Raw genomic sequence first — 16,009 nt, forward strand, 5'->3', positions numbered from 1 at the left:
TTCCCGATCCGCCCGCTCCACACCCTGCATGAGCCAATTTTCCCAGCTCAGCCTCATATTTCGGAAAGGCGCGCCGATTATTCAGCGCCCTCCTAGCGTGACGCTCGAGCACGACGGTCACGCTAGCGTGACGCTCGACAGAGTGGGCAGGGTCAGGAGGTCGCGAGTTGGTCCCGCTGAGCCGCTTCGAGCAGTTCCCGCGCATGGGCACGGCCGCTGTCGGAGTCACCGAGCCCGGCCAGCATCCGGGCCAGTTCGGCGACCCGATCGTCGTCATCGAGACGCCGCACGCCGCCGGCACCGCCACGTCCGGTGTCCTCCACCATCAGGTGCACGTCGGCATACGCCGCGACCTGCGGGAGATGCGTCACCACGATGACCTGGTGACTGCCCGCCAACCGGGCCAACCGTCGGCCGATCTGCACCGCCGCCCGACCCCCGACGCCGGCGTCGACCTCGTCGAAGACCATGGTGATGCCGGTGGTCGATGCGGCCAGCACCACCTCCAGCGCCAGCATCACCCGGGATAGCTCACCGCCGGACGCGCTCTTGGACAACGGCAGCACCGTCGTGTCGCGGTGCGCGGCGAAGCCGAACTCGACTTGATCGATGCCGTCCCCGCCGGCATGAACCAGCGCGCCCGACGGCAGCGGTAAGGCCGCCGGGTCATTGTCGGCAGCCGACCCGGAAACGGCATTAGTGGTCACCGCGATGGTGAATTCCGCATCGGCCATCGCCAACCCGGACAGTTCCGCGGTGACCGCTTTGGCCAGTCGCTTGCCGGCTTGGCGACGGGCCTTGCTGAGATCGACTGCGGCATCGGCTAGTTGGGTCGCCAGCTCGGCGGCGCGGGCTCGCAGCCCGGCCAGTGCCTCTTCGGAAACATCCAAGTGCGCCAGCCGCTCTCGCGACGCGCGGGCCCAGGCCAGCACACCGTCGATGTCGGCGGCATACTTGCGGGTCAGCGTGCGCAATTCGGCTTGCCGGGACAGCTTGGCGTCCAAAGTGCTGGCGTCGGTGGGCAGCTCGTTCAGGTAGTCGCCGAGCTCGCGGGCGGCCTCGCCGACCACCGTCGACGCCTCACCGAGCCGATCCGCCAGGCTCCGCAGCGCGGTGTCGGCGGTGGACTCCAACGCCGTCTTCGCCCGGCCCAGACAGTCGACCGCCGAGGCGGCCTCGAATGCAGCGGTGTCGTCGGCCGCGCCGGATAACGCCGTGCGGGCGCCGGCCGCTGCCTCGCGCAGCGCGTCCAGCTCGGAGAGCCGACGGATGTCGGTGACCAGCGCATCGTCCTCGCCGGGCGCAGGATCCACGGCATCGATTTCGACCAGGGCGAATTTCAGCCGATCCGCCTCCTGGGCGAGTTCGCGGGCGCGGTTGCTGCGGTCGACGAGGTCGCGTCGGGCCGACTGCCACGCGTCGCGTAGCTTGCGGTAGCGCTCCAGCCGCGCGCCGACCTCCGCGAACCGGTCGAGGGCGGCGCGTTGTTCGTCGGGCCGCATCAGCCGCAGTTGGTCGTTTTGACCGTGCAGGGTAAGCAGTTCGGCGGTGAAGCCGCTCAGTGATTTTGCCGGCACGCTGCGGCCGCCGAGGAAGGCACGCGACGGTCCGTCGCGGCTGACGGAGCGTAGCGCGATCACGCTGCCGTCCTCGTCCCGCTCGGCGCCCGACGCGTCCAGGATGTCGTCGACCTGGGCGGCCGCTGTCTCGTCGAGGTCGTCGGTGGTGAAACGGCCTTCGACGACGGCCTTCTCGGCGCTGGTGCGCACCCGGGTGGCGTCGGCGCGCGCTCCGCCGAGCAGGTGCAGTCCGGTGACCACCATCGTTTTCCCGGTGCCGGTTTCGCCGGTCAGCACCGTCAGGCCGCGGTCGAACTCGGCGGTCGCGACGCTGATCGCGCCCAGCGACTCGATCCGGATTTCGGTCAGCATCGGGGCAGCACCGTTACGTTCCGCGCCAGCCGGTGACCGGCAGCCGGAATTTGCGCACTAGCCGGTCGGTGAACGGTGCACCGTCCAGCCGCGCCCATTTCACCCCTGTCGCACAGCGGGTGACCTCCAGCCGTCCACCGGCCGGCATCAGCATGTCCCGGCGGCCATCGCAGAACACCAGCGCGTCGTGCCCGTCGGCCTCGACCTCGATCGCGATGAGGGCGTTCGGGCTGGTTACCATCGGCCGGGCGAACAATGCGTGAGCGTTGTTGGGCACCACCAGGATCGCCTCCAGATCCGGCCACAGCACCGGCCCGCCGGCGGAGAACGCGTAGGCGGTGGATCCGGTGGGCGTCGACACCAGCACCCCGTCGCAGCCGAACGTCGACACCGGCCGTCCGTCGATCTCGACGACCACGCCGAGCACACCCAGCCGTGGCCCCTTTTCCAGGCTGGCATCGTTGAGCGCCCAGCCGCGGTCGACGACCCGCCCCTCGACCCGGACCGCGATGTCGAGCGTCAAACGTTCTTCGGTCCGGTAGGTCCGGGCGATGACGTGCTCCAGCACGGTGTCGATGGCCTCGGCCTCCGCCTCGGCCAAAAAACCGATCCGCCCCAGGTTGACGCCGAGCACCGGAATGTTGGCGTTACGCGCCAGCTCGGCGGCCCGCAGGAAGGTGCCGTCGCCGCCGAGCACCATCACGAGTTCGCATCCGTCTCCGGCGTGCACATCGGCGTCGACGACTTCGATGTCTACGCCCAGCGCGCGCATGTCGTCGGGGGCCAAGTGCAAAGATCCCCGGTCGACGGCCTCGGCGGACAACACCCGAAGGCCGATCCTGTTGTCGCCCAGCACTTTCTCCACCCGGCGCGCGGTCTCGGTCGCCTCCTCACGCCCGGTGTGGACCACCAGCAGAACGTTACGTTCGCGGCTCATCGCGGGCCTGCTTTCACCGCGCCGTCAACCGCATCCATCAACGCCTCCCCCGACAAACCGCGGTCGGTCGCCGCGCGCAGCCACAAAAAGTATTCGATGTTGCCCGACGGGCCCGGCAGCGGGCTTGCGGTCACGCCGAGGGTGTGCCAGTGCAGTTGTTCGGCGCGCCGCGCCACGGCGAGCACCGAGCCGGCCCGCAGTTGCGGGTCCTGCACCACCCCGCCCGGCCCCACCTGGCCTTTACCGACCTCGAACTGCGGCTTCACCATGGGAACGATATCGGCGTCCGGTGTAGCGCAACCAACCAGAGCGGGCAACACGGTGGTCAGCGAGATGAACGACAGGTCAGCCACTATCAGCTCGACGGGCCCGCCGATCACGCTCGGCGACAGGTCGCGAACGTTGGTCCGCTCCACGACGACCACCCGCGGATCCGAGCGCAGCGACCAGGCCAGCTGGCCGTACCCGACGTCGGCGGCGACCACCTCCCGGGCACCGCGATCCAACAGGACCTCGGTGAATCCGCCGGTCGACGCGCCGGCGTCCAGACAACGCCGGCCCTCGACGGTGATCCCGAACGTGTCGAAGGCGCCGATGAGTTTGTGCGCGCCGCGCGACACCCAGCTGCGGCCCACGTCGGCGGCGACCGCCAGTGCCGCGGTGGCGGCGACGGCGGTACCGGCTTTGACCGCCGGCATGCCGTCGATGCTGACCATGCCGGCCCCGATCAACTCCGCGGCCTGCTGGCGCGATCGCGCCAACCCACGCCGAACCAGCTCGGCGTCAACACGGGCTCGCCGTGGCACCGCGCACTCACCCCTTCTCCGCCGACTCCAGGGCGCGCACCAGCATGTCGTGTGCCTCGGACAGCCGGCGCGCGATCTCGTCGATATCGGTGTCGACCGGGCCGTTCTCGGCGTCGGCGAGGTCGGACAGCTCGGCGAGCACGGCTTCGATCTGAGCACGAATCTGGTCGGGTTCGGTAACCATGGCGCCTCTTACGCTAGCCGATTTACAGCAGGGACCAGCGTTGCAGCGCGTCGCGGGCGGTGTCGTCGCCGGCCTGGATCTGCACATCCGCCCCGTCGAAGTCCGCCGCCCAGACGGCGTTGGCCACGGCGCGAACAACCGACAAGCCATCGCCCTCCTGGTGGTCGCTCTCGTTGTCTTCAGGGCAGCTGACCGTCACCGACCCGTCGGCGGTTTCGACGTGCCAGCCCGATTGCCGCGCGACGGCGAGCGCGTCGGTGTCCCGGTGCAGCGCACGTAGGTCATGGCCGATGTAGGTGGGGCGTTGGCCGGGCGCGGCCCGCACCGCGTCGCGTGCCGAATTGGCGCCGGTGAGCACCATCATACTGGGCAGCCCGGCGGCGTTGGCGCAGGCAATATCGGTGTCCAGCCGGTCGCCGACCACAAGCGGGGCGTGAAAGTCGCCGCGGGCCAATGCGTCTTTGATCAACGCCGGCGACGGCTTGCCGGCAATTTGGGGGTCGGTGTCGGTGGCGGTTCTCAACGCGGCCACCATCGATCCGTTGCCGGGCAACAGGCCGCGTTCCGACGGCAGCGTGGCGTCGACATTAGCCGCCACCCACAGCACCCCGGCCCGGATGGCCAACGCCGCCTCGGCGAGATCGGTCCAGCCGGTTTCGGTGGAGTGGCCCTGCACCACGGCGTCCGGCTCGTCCTGCCACCGCCGCACCGGCCGCAGTCCCACCGCGACGATCTCGTCGGCCAGCGACTCGGTGCCGACGATCAGTACCCGCGCGCCGGGGGACAGCTGTTCGGCCAGCACCCGGGCGGCGGTTTGGGCGCTGGTGACGACGCCGTCGGCGGCGGCATCGAGGCCCAGGTCGCGCAGATGCGCTGCCACCTCGTCCGCGCTGCGGGATGCGTTGTTGGTGATGAATAACTTGCGGCCGGGCACCTTGTCCAACGACTCCACCGCGCCATCGGTGAGCTGGTGGCCGCGGAACACCGTCCCATCCAGATCCAGAAGCAGGCAATCGTAGTCCTGCGCGGGCGTTCCCATTTCAGCCGAGCTCGCTGATCCGCTCTTCGGCGTCCGTGACGCCCTCGACATCGGCGGCAGCGGCGCGCAGAAACCATTGCAGCGCTTCATCCGCACGGCCGAGCGCGAGCAGCGTCTCGGCGTAGGCGTAGCACAGCCGCGCGGCCGTTCCTCCGGTGCACGCCGGGTCCAGCTGCGGGGTGGACAACACGGTCAGGGCGGTTTCGAGCTGACCGAGGTCCGCGCGGGCGCCGGCGGCGACAATCCGTAGCTCGTCGGCGTCGTCGCCACTGAGCTGCGCCGCATCGGCGCCGCGGGCCAGCTCGAGCGCCCGCTCCGGCCGGCCGAGACCGCGTTCGCAATCCGCGATCAGCGCAAGCAACGGGGACTTGCTGCCCATCCGGCGCGCCGCTCGCAGCTCGGCCAGCGCCTGCGCCCAATCGCCGCAGCGGTAGGCGGCAATCCCGACCGCTTCACGGACGGCGGCGATGCGCCCTGATCGGGCGCGTGCGGCGCGGGCGTGATCGAGCGCGGCTTGCGGATCGTCGTCGATCAGCTCGCCCGCGGCGACCAGGTGGCGAGCCACGGCTTCGGCGGTGACGCGATCCAACGTGCTGAGCTCGCGCCGGATTTCGGGCGCCAGCTGGTTTGCCTCGACATCCGGCGGGAGCGGTGGCGCCGAACGGGTGTCCTCCCGCGGATTGGACTGGGGCTGCGCGGTGCGCGCCCGGCCCGGACCGGACCACGGCCTATCCGGCGCGCGCCGCGGTCGTCGTTGCGCCCCGCCGCCCTGCATGTCCTCGACCACTCGTGCCATTCCCTCGAATCGTTACTACACCATGTCCTGCTGGTCCCCCCAGTTTCCCTTTGCGGCGGTCAGTCAGTCGACCCGTTCGACGCCGGCGATGTTCCGCTTGCCCCGGCGCAGGACCAGCCACCGGCCGTGCAGGAAGTCGGTCGGCTGCGGCGCCCAGTTCTCGTCGTCGATCTTGGCGTTGTTGACCGAGACCCCGCCCTCGGCGATCGTGCGCCGCGCCGCACCCTTGCTTTCGCACAGGCCGCTGGCCACCAGCAACTCGACGACCCCGTCCGGCGCGCCCGGCTTCAACGAGGCCACCGGGGTCTCGCGCAGTGCGGCGGTCAGGGTGGATTCGTCCAGCCGCGCGAGTTCCCCACTGCCGAACAGCGCTCGGCTGGCATGCTCGACGGCGTCGCTCGCCGCCCCGCCGTGCACCAGCGTGGTGAGCTCGCGGGCCAGTCGCCGCTGGGCGGCCCGCTGCTGCGGCCGCGATTCGGTGGCTTCCTCCAGTTCGGCCAGCTCGTCGGTGGACAGGAACGTGAACCAGCGCAGGTAGCCGATGACGTCAGCGTCGGCCGTGTTGACGAAGTACTGGTACCAGGCGTACGGCGTGGTCAGCTCCGGATCCAGCCAGACGTTGCCGCCGCCGGTGGATTTGCCGAATTTGGTCCCGTCGGTGGCGGTGACCAGCGGGACCGTCAGGGCATGCACGGTGGCGCCGAGCATCTGGCGCACCAAACGCACCCCGGCGATGATGTTGCCCCACTGGTCGGATCCGCCGATCTGGAGCACGCAGTCGTGGCGCCGGTAGAGCTCGACGTAATCGTTGGCCTGCAACAGCATGTAGCTGAACTCTGTGTACGAGATTCCTTCCCCGTCCAGGCGGCGCCGGATGGTGTCGCGGTCCAGCATCACGTTGACCGAGAAGTGCTTGCCGACGTCGCGCAGCAACTCGACGGCCGTCATGGCATCGGTCCACTCGAGGTTGTTCTCCACGATCGCGCCGGTCGGCGAATCGTCGAAGTCGACGAAGCGTTCCAGCTGTCCCCGGATCCGTTCGGTCCAGTCCCGCACGGTGTCGGCGGTGTTCAGCACCCGCTCGCCGCTGTCGCGGGGATCGCCGATCAACCCGGTTGCGCCGCCGGCCAGCACGATGGGTCGATGCCCGGCCCGCTGAAACCGGCGCAGCGCCAGCAGCGGCACCAGATGGCCGGCGTGCAGGCTGGGCGCGGTGGGATCGAATCCGGCGTAGAGCGTGAGCGGTCCACGCGCCACAGCCTCGCCCAGCGCGTCCAGGTCGGTGGACTGCGCGATCAGCCCGCGCCAGCTCAGCTCGTCCAGAATCGTGCCCATGCGATAGATCTTCTCCGATCTGCCGTCAGTCGCTGGCTCCAGGGGCGGGTGCCCGCGGGCTGCGGCGGTAGTGCGAGACTTCCGGTCGGCCCTGCAGCCATAGTCGCCACGGCCGGTCGGCGGCCTTGCTGATGCCGACTCGCGGCCCCGACATGGCGGGGACGGTGTCGTTGAGTGTCAGCCGCACCGGACTGTTCGGATCGAACAGATCAATCCCGTTGTCCGCCATGGTGATTCCCAACGCCGCGCACAGGTTTCCCGGACCGCGCGCTAACGCGACGCTGCGGGCCAACTCGCCGCGCCGGGAGCCGGCGACGCCGACACCGGCCACGATCGCACCGGCCCGCAGCAACACGGCGGCCGCCGTCCCGTCCGGGCCGGCCGCCACATTCGCACACACATGGATGCCGTGGCTGCGATAGGTGTACAGGTGCCCGGCCGGGCCGAACATCACGAAGTTGCGGCCGCTGAGCCCGCGATACGAGTGCGCCGCGGCGTCCGGCCACGGGCCGTCGGGAACCCCGCCGTATGCCTCGACCTCGACGATCATCGCGCGGACACGGCGCCCGGTCAGCGTGGCGCCCAGCACCCGGCTTGCAGCCGTGACCGGGTCGACCGCCAGTTGCTCAGCGCTCACCGGAGAGATTTTGCACCCGGCGCTTGACAACCGCTCAGCGGGGGGCGGATATTCATCGCATGATGACTTCATCGAGCGATGAATTACTTGCTCACGGTGCGAAAGCAGCCGTCGACATCGATCACCTGCGCGTGATTCGCGGCAAACTTCCTGCACTTCATGACTTCTCGGTTCAGATCGCCCAGGGCGCCATCACCGGGCTCCTGGGCCCGTCCGGATGCGGCAAGACCACGCTGATGCGCTGCATCGTCGGCACCCAGATCGTGACCTCGGGCACCGTGCAGGTGCTGGGCCGTCGGGCCGGGTCGGCCACATTGCGTCGGCGCGTCGGGTACCTGCCGCAGGACCCGACCATCTACAACGACCTGCGAATCGTCGACAACGTCCGCTACTTCGCGTCGCTGTACGGGTTCGGCGCCCGCGCCGCCGACTTCGCCATCGGGCGAGTAGGTCTGGCGGATCAGCGCACCGCCTACTGCGGCAACTTGTCCGGTGGTCAGCGGACCCGGGCGTCATTGGCTTGTGCGCTCGTCTGCCAGCCCGAGCTTCTCGTGCTCGATGAGCCGACGGTCGGCCTGGATCCGGTGCTGCGGGCGGACCTGTGGGAGCAGTTCACCGACCTGGCCCGTGCCGGGACCACGCTGCTGGTTTCCAGCCACGTCATGGACGAGGCCGACCACTGCGGTGACCTGTTGCTGATGCGTGACGGCCAGCTGGTCGCCCATACCACACCGACCCAACTACGAGAGGACACCGGATGCACGTCACTGGAGGAAGCGTTTCTGTCCATCATCAGACGCAGCACCGCGCGCCAAGCCGGATAGGGTTAAAGGCTTACGTCGCCACCACCGCGCGGATCCTGCGGCAACTGGCCGCCGACCATCGCAGCGTCGCGATGATCCTGGTGGTGCCAATCCTGGTCATCACTCTGATGTACTTCATGTTCGAAAATGCCCTGCATCGCCCGGACACCCCGTCGCCGTTCAACAACGCCTGCCTGATCCTGCTGGGCCTTTTCCCACTGTTCTTGATGTTCATCATCACGTCGATCACGATGCAGCGTGAACGAGCCTCGGGCACGCTGGAGCGGATCCTGACCACCCCGCTTCGCAGGCTGGATTTGCTGATCGCTTATGGGAGTGCATTCTCGATCGCCGCGGCGACGCAAGCCATTTTGGCGTGCATTGTGTCGTTTTGGTTCCTCGGCTTCGACACAGCCGGCAGCCCGGTATGGGTATTCCTGATCGCCATCGTCAACGCCGTGCTGGGTGTCGGGCTGGGCCTGTTGTGTAGTGCGTTCGCCCGCACCGAGTTTCAGGCTGTGCAGTTCATCCCGTTGATCATGGTGCCGCAGCTACTGCTCGCCGGCATCATCGTCCCGCGCGGGTTGATGGCGACCTGGCTACAGTGGATCAGCAACGTGCTGCCGGCCAGCTACGCTCTGGAAGCACTGCAGCAGGTGGGAGCGCATTCGGAGCTCACTGGCGTCGCGGTGCGCGACATCGTCGTCGTGTTGGGGTTTGCACTGGCGGCGTTGTGCCTGGCTGCCGCGACGCTGCGGCGACGGACGCCCTAGCCCGTGGCTACCAATATCGAACGAAGACGGCCGGGCCGACCGGTCGGGAATTCCGGTGCCCGCGACCGAATCCTGACGAATGCTCGAGAATTATTCGCACGCAACGGGTTTGACAAGACATCGATTAGATCAGTCGCCGCGGGCGCAGGTGTGGATTCGGCGCTGGTGCACCACTACTTCGGCACTAAGGAGCGGCTGTTCACGGCTGCAATCCACATCCCGGTCGATCCGATGACGATCGTCGGACCGCTGCGCGAAATGCCGGTCGAGGAAATCGGGCTGATGCTGCCGGCAATCCTGTTGCCGCTGTGGGATTCTGAACTCGGCGTCGGTGTGATCGCGACGATTCGGTCGCTGCTCTCCGGCGCCGATGTCGGGTTAATACGGTCATTTATGCGCGAGATAGTCATCGAAGAGCTCGCGTCGCGCGTCGACAACCCGCCGGGATCCGGCATCATTCGCGCGGAGTTCGTCGCATCCCAGTTGGTTGGCGTGGTGATGGCGCGCTACATCCTGGAATTGGAGCCGTTCAAGTCGCTGCCTGCCGAGCAGATCGCGCAAACGATTGCGCCGAACCTGCAGCGCTACCTCACCGGGGATCTTCCGGGGTGGCCTGCGCCATGAGCCGGGCATGCTCGTCGTCGCTGACCTCGGTGGCCTCGTCGACCAGCAGCACGGGGATACCGCTCTCGATCCGGTAGGCGCGCCGCAGCCGCGGGTTGTAGAGCACGTTCCCGATCAGCAACAGCGGGCCGCGGTCGGCCGGACAGACCAGAATGTTCAGCAGCGTTTGGTCAATCACGCCTGGCCGCCGAACATCTCGGTGCGCGCCGCCGCGGTCAGGCGTTTGAATTGATTGCTCTCGGGATCGAAATACCATGTGTGCCGTCCCGGCTTGGGGATGCCCGCCGCTCGCAAGGCGCTGACGGTGGGACGGTAGCTGGCGCTCAGTGTCATCTCCGGAACCACCTGCACAATGTCCGGCCCCAGCCCGATCGGCAGACCCGTCACCGCTTCGGTCAGGTCCGCCGCGGTGATCGTCGCACCGGGTCGCAGCTCCACCGCCGACACCGCGACCTGCCGGTCGTGCACGGGCACCCGGTAGGTGACCGCGAGGTCCACGCCGGTGATCAGGCCGAGGGCGTCGGTGATCGGCTCCGGATAAACAATCCCACGCGCGATGCGGATCACCGAACCGCGCCGGCCCAGCAACCAGTAGTCCCCGTCGGCGTCGCGACGGAACAGGTACTCGGTGGATATCCAGGTGTCGGCAGGGGCGAAGACACCGCGCTTCACCGACGCGGTCGGATCGATGGGGCCGCGCGGCTCGGCAAGCAGCACCCCCACCTCATCGGTGTCCGCGATCTGCACGAACCCACGGTCGTTTTCTCCGATCAGATCGTGGTCGGCATCGTAAGCACCGAGTTCGACATGCCCGATGCCGGGCAGGGGGCGGCCCTTGCTGCCGATCTTGGCCCCGGACACGTTAGCCAGCACCGCCTGCCCGTCGGAGGTGGCGAAGAACTCGACGACATGCGCCGGTGCGAACACTTCGAGGACACGCTGCCACAGTCCCGTCGGCATGCCGGAGCCGATGAACAGCCGCACCGGGTGATTGCCGTGCAACACGAAACCCGGGTCGTCGATGACGTGGCGGAGCATCGCCCAGGTGTAGGAGACCACGGTGACGCCGTACTGGTGCACCTCGGCGACGAATCGGTCCGGGCACAGGCCCCGCGACAGCGCGATGCGGGCGCCGCCGACCACCGCACCGCCCAGGCTGACCAACAGGCCGGACTCGTGGTGCAGCGGTGTCAGGCAGTACACGGTGTCGCCGCGGCCGAGGGCGGCGGTCGAAGCGGTCCCGAACGCCGACAACGCCCAGCGGTAGTTGGTGATCTGCTTGGCGACCAGTTCCCCGCCGGCCGTGCTGAACGCGACGAATGCCAGATCACGGGCATACCCTGGGTTCGGCCGATACCAGCCAGGTAGCTCGACCGCGTCGGGATCGATCTGTTCCATGTCGATCACACCCGTGTGCTCGCGCAGGTGCAGATCGCGTGCCTCGCCGCCGCCCAGAACCAAGATCTGGCCGGGTAATTGGCGTGCGGTTTCGAGGTTGGGCGGATCGGTGATGATCTCGGTGACGCCACCGATCCGGGCCGCCGTCGCCAAGTCGACGTCGGCGCGCATCAGCACGGCGATCGCACCCAGCCGGGACAGCGCGGCGATGGCGACCAGCGCACTCGGTCGGGTCTCCATCAGTACGCCGACGTGTTCGCCCTGCCGCACTCCGACGTCGATCAGCCCGCGAACGACGTTGTCGATGCGGTGGTTGACCGCCTCGTAGGTGTGTACGCGGCCGTCGAAGAGCAGGAATTCCCCGTGCGGTGCCTCGTCAGCCTGTTCGTCGATGATCCTGCCCAGCGAGATCCGGGTGTGGTCGTTGATCTGGCCCAGCCGGGCCAGCCGGGGCAATGTCCGGATGGTTTCCACCGCCAGCGTGCGCACGGATTTGTTGGCTGCCATGACCGCGTCGGCCGCACCGCGAGCGAGCGTCAACACCATCTCGGACGCCTCACCGATGCCGTGCGCCACCCGGGAACTGATTGCCACGCCGCTGTCGGTGCGCTCAACCGGCTGGTCGGCCATCGGCACGATCTCGTCCGGCTTGGGAGCCTGCCCGGAGATCCATTGGACCCAGTCGGCGACGGTCGGCCAGGTCTCTTGCGCCGCTTTGGATCCGACCACCAGGCCGAAATGCCCTGCCCGCAAGGTGTACTCGTAGACCTCGGCATTGGGTGCCGCACGCCGAATGCCGCGCACCGACGGCGGCTGCCCGATGTCGTCGACCTCTCCGACGAAGGCCAGCACCGGACAGGTGATATCGGTCAGCGTCACCAATTGCCCGTTGATCGCGAAACCACCGGTCATCATCCGGTTGTGGGCGATGAACTGCTTGAGCAGCTCTGAGACCGCCGGGCCCGACCACGCGATCCAGCCTTCGGACTCTAAGAACCTGCGTTGGGCTTCACGCGGCAACAATGCCTCACGATCGTGCAATTGCCGCAGAAAATCGAGCCGCGCCTTGGCGGTCTTGAGCGGATCCAGCAACTGAAAACCGGTGCGCGCCAGCCAGCTCGGGATGTCCAGTCGGTTGAAGACATGATCGGCCATGAAAGTGGCGGTAGCCGCGGCGAGGTTGGGCGGTATACCCATCGGCAGCGCCGCCAGGGTGTCCACCGGAGAACCGAATGACACGATGCTGGCAATGTTCTTGGACCGCCGATAGGCGCCCACTTGGTAACAGAACATTCCGCCCTGCGAATAGCCGGCCAGATGCACGTCGTGACCGGTGGCCTCCACCGTGGTGTCGACGGCCTCGCTGAGCGCGACGATGTGGTCGGCGAGGTTGCGGCGCATGCCGCCCTCGACCTTGTCCGGTGAGCCGAAGTCGATCACCCACGGATCGAGCCCGGCGGCGTGCAGGATGCCCACCGCGCCCTCGGCCCGGGTGACGTCCCACATGTTCGCCGACATCATCATCGGGTGCACCAGCAGCACCGGCGGCCCCGCCGGTGGCTGCCCCGGCCGGTTGTCCGGCGGGAAATACCGCCGCAGCTTGTACATCGGCACGCTCTCGACGACCTGGAACGGCGACGGAGCCGTGCCGGTCTCCAGGCCGCCCAGTCGCAGGACCTCCAGGCCGTTCTGTGCTGTTGCCATTAGACGCTCGACTGGCCGCGTGACCGCTGAAAGATTCAGATCCACCGTTGCTCCCCTGACCGACCAGCACATTCTGGCACATCACCCGGGCCGGGCCTGCGGCTTTGGCCACCGTGCAAGCCCGCCGCCAGGTTTCACGGCGTTGAGCCGGGCGCTAGCGACGCAGGACCCGGCGAAGTCGGTCGACGGTGTCACGAACCGCATCCAGTTGCTTGGCGACCTGGATCGGCGCGGTGCCGCCACGGGAGTCGCGGGATGACACCGACCCCTCGATCGTCAACACATCCCGGACCCGCGGGGTCAGCTCGGGGCTGACGGCAGCCAGCTCGTCGTCGGTCAGCTCCGCCAGGCCCACGCCACGCTGCTCGGCGACCCGCACCGCCGCCCCGGCGGCCTCATGCGCGGCCCGGAACGGGACACCTTGGCGCACCAGCCATTCCGCGATGTCGGTGGCCAGCGTGTAGCCGGCCGGGGCGAGGGACGCCATCCGCTCCACGTCGAATGTCAGGCTGCCGACCAGCCCCGCCATCGCCGGCAACAGCAGATCCAGCTGCGCCACCGAGTCGAACACCGGCTCCTTGTCCTCCTGCAGGTCCCGGTTGTAGGCCAGCGGCTGCGCCTTCAGCGTCGCCAGCAGTCCGGCCAGGTTGCCGATCAACCGGCCGCATTTGCCGCGGGCCAGCTCGGCGATGTCGGGGTTTTTCTTCTGCGGCATGATCGAGCTGCCGGTCGACCACGAGTCGTGCAGGATGACGTAGCCGAATTCGGTCGAACTCCAGAGGATGATGTCCTCGGCGAGCCGCGACAGGTCCACCGCGATCATCGCGAACACGAACGCCGCCTCCGCGGCGAAATCCCGCGCGGCAGTCGCATCGACCGAGTTGTCTGCGGCCGCTGCGAAACCCAGCTCTTCGGCGATCGAATCCGGGTCGAGCCCCAGCGACGAGCCGGCCAACGCCCCGGATCCGTACGGGGAGACCGCGGTACGTGCGTCGAGGTCGACGATTCGGTCCACGTCGCGCAGCAGCGGGTGGGCGTGCGCGAGCAGATGGTGCGCCAGCAGGATGGGCTGGGCGGACTGCAGGTGCGTCTTTCCGGGCATGATCGCGCTCGGGTGCGCCGCGGCCTGGGTGGCCAGCGCGTTGACGACATCGAGCACGGCTGCGGCGACCCGGCGCGCCGCATCGCGAAGCCACATCCGAAACAGCGTGGCCACCTGGTCGTTTCGGGATCGGCCGGCGCGCAGGCGACCACCCCGGTCGGGTCCGACCCGGTCGATCAGCCCACGCTCGAGTGCGGCGTGTACGTCCTCGTCGGTGGGCAGCGGGCCGAAGCTGCCGTCGGCCACGTCCTGCGCGAGGCTGTCCAGCCCGGCCAACAGCCCGTCGCGCTGTTCCTCGGTGAGCAGCCCGGCCGCAAACAGCACCTGGGTGTGCGCGCGGGACGCGGTGATGTCGTACGGCGCCAGCACCCAGTCGAAGTGGGTGGATCTGCTCAACGCGGCCAGCGCGTCCGACGGGCCGTCGGCGAATCGCCCGCCCCACAGCGACCCCTCGTTGGTACTCATGTGGTCGCCACCTCTGGCGCGAGCGTGCGCAAACCACGGCATTCGATCGGCGTGTCGCGCGGGGACACGCACGCTCGCGGGGAAGGGGAAGGGGAAGGGGTCACGAGCCCAGGTCCCGGCGTGCGGCGATCTTCGACGACAACCCGTGCACATACACAAAGCCCTTCGCGTTGGACTGGTCGAAGCTGTCACCCTCGTCGTAGGTCGCCAGGTTGAAGTCGTACAACGACTCCGTGCTGCGCCGGCCATTGACGGCAATGTGGCCGCCGTGCAACACCATCCGGACTTCGCCGGTCACATGCTCCTGGGTTTTGCCGACGAAGCACTCCAGCGCCGTTTTCAGCGGCGAGTACCACAGCCCGTCGTAGACGAGTTCGGCCCAGCGCTGGTCGGTCAGCCGCTTGAACCGGCCTACCTCACGCTCCAGCGTGACGTGCTCGAGCTCGGTGTGCGCGGTGATCAGCACCATCGCCCCCGGTGCCTCGTAGATCTCCCGGCTCTTGATGCCCACCAGCCGGTCTTCGACGACGTCGAGCCGGCCGACTCCCTGCGCGCCGGCCCGCTCGTTGAGTTCCTTGATGGCGCCCAGCACCGACACCGGCTTGCCGTCGATCGACACCGGCACGCCGCGCTCGAACCCGACGATCACCTCGTCGGGGGTGTTCCAGTTGACGGTGGGATCCTCGGTGTAGGCATAGACATCCTTGGTCGGGGCATTCCACAGGTGCTCCAGGAAACCGGTCTCCACCGCGCGGCCCCACACGTTCTGGTCGATCGAGAACGGCGACCGCTTGGTCACATTGATCGGGATGGCGTTCTCCTCGGCGAACGCGATCGCCTTCTCCCGTGTCCACGCGTAATCACGAACCGGTGCCAGCACCTCCAGATCCGGTGCCAGCGAGGCGAATCCGACCTCGAACCGGACCTGGTCGTTGCCTTTGCCGGTACAGCCATGCGCGACGATGCCGCCGTCGTGCTCACGGGCCGCGGCGACCAGGTGCTTGACGATCAGCGGCCGGCTGATCGCCGACACCAATGGATAGCGGTCCATGTAGAGCGCGTTGGATTCGATGGTGGGCAGGCAGTAGCCGTCGGCGAACTCGTCGCGGGCGTCCACGACGACCGCCTCGACGGCGCCGCAATCCAGCGCGCGCTGACGCACCACCTCCATGTCCTCGCCGCCCTGGCCCAGGTCGATCGCAACGGCGACGACCTCTCGGCCGGTCTCCTTGCCGATCCAGCTGATCGCCACCGAGGTGTCCAAACCGCCGGAATAGGCCAGGATCACGCGCTCGGACATGAACCAATCTCCTTTAAGTCAACTTTTCCAGAGCCGCGGCGAGCTCCGCGCCGGTCATCGGCTCACGCGCCGCCACGAAGATCGTGTCATCGCCGGCGATGGTGCCGACCACGTACGGTAGCGCGGCACGGTCGATGGCGCTGGCCAGGTAGTCGGCCGCACCCGGCGGGGTGCG

15 protein-coding genes and 1 pseudogene are annotated in these 16,009 nt (G+C 68.3%); 3 read left to right on the top strand and 13 right to left on the bottom strand.

Going from position 1 to position 16,009, the window contains the following annotated elements; all coding sequences use genetic code 11:
- Positions 1-152: 152 nt before the first annotated feature.
- The 8 genes from recN to ACRDTL_RS07225 form a co-directional block, all read right to left on the bottom strand.
- Positions 153-1,931, bottom strand: a complete 1,779-nt coding sequence (recN, locus tag ACRDTL_RS07190; RefSeq protein ID WP_431506022.1) for a DNA repair protein RecN — start codon at positions 1,929-1,931, stop codon at positions 153-155.
- 13 nt (positions 1,932-1,944) lie between these two features.
- Positions 1,945-2,868: an NAD kinase gene (locus ACRDTL_RS07195; protein WP_431506023.1), complete on the bottom strand. Its 924-nt coding sequence runs from the start codon at positions 2,866-2,868 to the stop codon at positions 1,945-1,947.
- Positions 2,865-3,674, bottom strand: coding sequence for a TlyA family RNA methyltransferase (locus ACRDTL_RS07200; protein WP_431506024.1), 810 nt, complete (start codon positions 3,672-3,674; stop codon positions 2,865-2,867). The genes ACRDTL_RS07195 and ACRDTL_RS07200 overlap by 4 nt, the downstream gene beginning before the upstream one ends.
- Positions 3,675-3,681: 7 nt before the next feature.
- Positions 3,682-3,858: a hypothetical protein gene (locus ACRDTL_RS07205; protein ID WP_431506025.1), complete on the bottom strand. Its 177-nt coding sequence runs from the start codon at positions 3,856-3,858 to the stop codon at positions 3,682-3,684.
- Between the two features lie 22 nt (positions 3,859-3,880).
- Complete coding sequence (locus ACRDTL_RS07210; RefSeq protein WP_431506026.1) at positions 3,881-4,897, bottom strand: HAD-IIA family hydrolase; 1,017 nt, start codon at positions 4,895-4,897, stop codon at positions 3,881-3,883.
- A gap of 1 nt (position 4,898) precedes the next feature.
- Positions 4,899-5,672, bottom strand: coding sequence for a tetratricopeptide repeat protein (locus ACRDTL_RS07215; protein WP_431506036.1), 774 nt, complete (start codon positions 5,670-5,672; stop codon positions 4,899-4,901).
- Positions 5,673-5,756: 84 nt separating this feature from the next.
- The gene (gene tyrS / locus ACRDTL_RS07220; protein WP_431506027.1) at positions 5,757-7,028 is read right to left on the bottom strand and encodes a tyrosine--tRNA ligase; all 1,272 of its coding nucleotides are present in this window, start codon (positions 7,026-7,028) and stop codon (positions 5,757-5,759) included.
- 25 nt (positions 7,029-7,053) lie between these two features.
- Complete coding sequence (locus tag ACRDTL_RS07225) at positions 7,054-7,665, bottom strand: DNA-3-methyladenine glycosylase (RefSeq protein WP_431506028.1); 612 nt, start codon at positions 7,663-7,665, stop codon at positions 7,054-7,056.
- Between the two features lie 59 nt (positions 7,666-7,724).
- Here ACRDTL_RS07225 and ACRDTL_RS07230 point away from each other — a divergent pair, with 59 nt between their 5' ends.
- Genes ACRDTL_RS07230 through ACRDTL_RS07240 form a run of 3 tightly spaced genes read left to right on the top strand, consistent with a single transcriptional unit; the run spans position 7,725 to position 9,865 of the window.
- Entirely contained in the window at positions 7,725-8,489 is a 765-nt protein-coding gene (locus ACRDTL_RS07230; protein ID WP_431506029.1) for an ABC transporter ATP-binding protein, read from the top strand.
- Positions 8,423-9,241 (top strand): ABC transporter permease, encoded by an 819-nt coding sequence (locus tag ACRDTL_RS07235; RefSeq protein WP_431506030.1) that lies wholly within the window; start codon positions 8,423-8,425, stop codon positions 9,239-9,241. Before ACRDTL_RS07230 ends, ACRDTL_RS07235 begins: the two co-directional genes overlap by 67 nt.
- A 3-nt stretch (positions 9,242-9,244) precedes the next feature.
- Entirely contained in the window at positions 9,245-9,865 is a 621-nt protein-coding gene (locus tag ACRDTL_RS07240; protein ID WP_431506031.1) for a TetR family transcriptional regulator, read from the top strand.
- Here ACRDTL_RS07240 and ACRDTL_RS07245 read toward each other — a convergent pair.
- The 5 genes and pseudogenes from ACRDTL_RS07245 to ACRDTL_RS07265 form a co-directional block, all read right to left on the bottom strand.
- The gene (locus tag ACRDTL_RS07245; protein WP_431506032.1) at positions 9,831-10,043 is read right to left on the bottom strand and encodes a Trm112 family protein; all 213 of its coding nucleotides are present in this window, start codon (positions 10,041-10,043) and stop codon (positions 9,831-9,833) included. The genes ACRDTL_RS07240 and ACRDTL_RS07245 overlap by 35 nt on opposite strands.
- On the bottom strand, positions 10,040-13,039 hold the full coding sequence (locus ACRDTL_RS07250) for an acyl-CoA synthetase (protein WP_431506033.1): 3,000 nt from the start codon (positions 13,037-13,039) through the stop codon (positions 10,040-10,042). The genes ACRDTL_RS07245 and ACRDTL_RS07250 overlap by 4 nt, the downstream gene beginning before the upstream one ends.
- Before the next feature lie 82 nt (positions 13,040-13,121).
- The gene (gene argH / locus ACRDTL_RS07255) at positions 13,122-14,534 is read right to left on the bottom strand and encodes an argininosuccinate lyase (protein ID WP_431506034.1); all 1,413 of its coding nucleotides are present in this window, start codon (positions 14,532-14,534) and stop codon (positions 13,122-13,124) included.
- Positions 14,535-14,634: 100 nt separating this feature from the next.
- Entirely contained in the window at positions 14,635-15,834 is a 1,200-nt protein-coding gene (locus ACRDTL_RS07260) for an argininosuccinate synthase (RefSeq protein ID WP_431506035.1), read from the bottom strand.
- Positions 15,835-15,847: 13 nt separating this feature from the next.
- A pseudogene (locus ACRDTL_RS07265) lies at positions 15,848-16,009 on the bottom strand (arginine repressor); the annotation flags it as partial.

The organism is Mycobacterium sp. (assembly GCF_050700595.1).
Lineage (GTDB): Bacteria > Actinomycetota > Actinomycetes > Mycobacteriales > Mycobacteriaceae > Mycobacterium.

Coding starts and splice junctions, on each gene's coding strand:
- recN (WP_431506022.1), bottom strand. CDS start 1,931: ATGCTGACCGAAATCCGGATCGAGTCGCTGGGCGCGATCAGCGTCGCG.
- ACRDTL_RS07195 (WP_431506023.1), bottom strand. CDS start 2,868: ATGAGCCGCGAACGTAACGTTCTGCTGGTGGTCCACACCGGGCGTGAG.
- ACRDTL_RS07205 (WP_431506025.1), bottom strand. CDS start 3,858: ATGGTTACCGAACCCGACCAGATTCGTGCTCAGATCGAAGCCGTGCTC.
- ACRDTL_RS07210 (WP_431506026.1), bottom strand. CDS start 4,897: ATGGGAACGCCCGCGCAGGACTACGATTGCCTGCTTCTGGATCTGGAT.
- ACRDTL_RS07215 (WP_431506036.1), bottom strand. CDS start 5,672: ATGCAGGGCGGCGGGGCGCAACGACGACCGCGGCGCGCGCCGGATAGG.
- tyrS (WP_431506027.1), bottom strand. CDS start 7,028: ATGGGCACGATTCTGGACGAGCTGAGCTGGCGCGGGCTGATCGCGCAG.
- ACRDTL_RS07230 (WP_431506029.1), top strand. CDS start 7,725: ATGATGACTTCATCGAGCGATGAATTACTTGCTCACGGTGCGAAAGCA.
- ACRDTL_RS07235 (WP_431506030.1), top strand. CDS start 8,423: ATGCACGTCACTGGAGGAAGCGTTTCTGTCCATCATCAGACGCAGCAC.
- ACRDTL_RS07250 (WP_431506033.1), bottom strand. CDS start 13,039: ATGTGCTGGTCGGTCAGGGGAGCAACGGTGGATCTGAATCTTTCAGCG.
- argH (WP_431506034.1), bottom strand. CDS start 14,534: ATGAGTACCAACGAGGGGTCGCTGTGGGGCGGGCGATTCGCCGACGGC.
- ACRDTL_RS07260 (WP_431506035.1), bottom strand. CDS start 15,834: ATGTCCGAGCGCGTGATCCTGGCCTATTCCGGCGGTTTGGACACCTCG.